The organism is Parvibaculum sp., from assembly GCF_035511255.1.
Lineage (GTDB): Bacteria > Pseudomonadota > Alphaproteobacteria > Parvibaculales > Parvibaculaceae > Parvibaculum.
On sequence record NZ_DATKFR010000107.1, the window covers coordinates 1 to 1,940 of the forward strand.

At 62.1% G+C, this 1,940-nt stretch carries 1 protein-coding gene; it reads left to right on the forward strand.

The window, feature by feature from the left end; translation table 11 throughout:
* Nucleotides 1-41: 41 nt before the first annotated feature.
* Nucleotides 42-1,844 (forward strand): translation elongation factor 4, encoded by a 1,803-nt coding sequence (gene lepA / locus VMR03_RS03705; RefSeq protein ID WP_325402406.1) that lies wholly within the window; start codon nt 42-44, stop codon nt 1,842-1,844.
* Nucleotides 1,845-1,940: the final 96 nt, after the last annotated feature.

Below are 1,940 nucleotides of genomic sequence, written 5' to 3' on the forward strand. Positions count from 1 at the left end.
CCTCCAGTGCTATATGGGCGCGCCTGAGTACAGAAAGCCCCATGACAGACCTCGCCCATATCCGCAATTTCTCCATCATTGCCCATATCGACCACGGGAAATCGACCCTTGCCGACCGGCTGATCCAGCTTTGCGGCGGGCTCGAGGCCCGGGAGATGAAGGAGCAGGTGCTCGATTCGATGGATATCGAGCGCGAGCGCGGCATCACGATCAAGGCCCAGACGGTCCGCCTCGACTACAAGGCGCAGAATGGCGAGATGTATGAGCTGAACCTCATCGACACGCCGGGCCATGTCGACTTCGCCTATGAGGTCAACCGTTCGCTCGCCGCCTGCGAGGGCTCGCTCCTCGTCGTCGATGCGAGCCAGGGCGTCGAGGCCCAGACGCTCGCCAATGTCTATCAGGCATTGGAAGTGAACCACGAGGTCGTGCCGGTCCTGAACAAGATCGACCTGCCCGCCGCCGATCCGGCCAAGACCCGCCAGCAGATCGAGGACGTGATCGGCCTCGACGCGTCGGACGCGGTCGAGATTTCGGCGAAAAGCGGCCTCGGCATTCCCGACGTGCTGGAAGCGATCGTCAACCGCCTGCCGCCGCCCAAGGGCGACATCAAGGCGCCGCTGAAGGCGATGCTGGTCGACAGCTGGTACGACAGCTATCTCGGCGTCGTCGTGCTGGTGCGCATCATCGACGGCGAGATGAAGAAGGGCCAGCGTGTGCTGATGATGGGCACGGGCGGCGCCTATACGCTGGAACAGGTCGGCATCTTCCGCCCGAAGCGTGAGAACGTGGCGAGCCTGACGCCGGGCGAAATCGGCTTCTTCACCGCCTCGATCAAGGAAGTGGCGGATACGCGCGTCGGCGACACGATCACCGAGGAGCGGCGCCCCTGCGACGCGCCGCTGCCGGGCTTCAAGCCGGCCCAGCCTGTGGTCTTTTGCGGCCTCTTCCCGGTCGATGCCTCGGAATTCGAGGATCTGCGCGAGGCGATGGGCAAGCTGCGCCTCAACGACGCGAGCTTCGAGTTCGAGATGGAAACCTCGGCCGCGCTCGGCTTCGGCTTCCGCTGCGGTTTCCTCGGGCTTCTGCATCTCGAAATCATCCGTGAGCGGATCGAGCGCGAATTCAACATCGATCTCATCACCACGGCGCCGTCGGTCATCTATCATCTGCACATGACGGACGGCTCGGTGATCGACATGCACAATCCGGCCGATATGCCGGACACGATGAAGATCGATCACATCGAGGAGCCCTGGATCAAGGCGACGATCCTGGTGCCCGACGAATATCTGGGCTCGGTGCTGAAGCTTTGCGAGGACCGCCGCGGCCATCAGATCGATCTCACCTATGCCGGATCGCGCGCCATGCTGGTCTATCGACTGCCGCTCAACGAAGTCGTGCTCGACTTCTACGACCGGCTGAAGTCGGTGAGCCGCGGCTATGCGAGCTTCGATTATCACATCGAGGGCTATGAAGAGGGCGACCTCGTCAAGATGACGATCCTCGTCAATGACGAGCTGGTCGATGCGCTCTCGACCGTCGTGCACAGGAGCCGCGCCGAGCAGCGCGGCCGCGCCATGTGCGAGAAGCTGAAGGATCTGATCCCCAAGCACCTCTTCAAGATCCCGATCCAGGCCGCGATCGGCGGTCGCATCGTGGCGCGCGAGACGATCGCCGCCATGCGCAAGGACGTGACCGCCAAGTGCTATGGCGGCGACATCAGCCGCAAGCGCAAGCTTCTCGACAAGCAGAAAGAGGGCAAGAAGAAGATGCGGCAGTTCGGCCGCGTCGACATCCCCCAGGATGCTTTCATCGCCGCCCTGAAGATGGACGAGAACTGACGGCGCCGGGACAAAGACAAAAAGAACGGACCAAATAAAAAAGCCGCCTCTTTCTTGAAGAGGCGGCTTTTTGCTTGATCTCTATTCAGCGCGCCA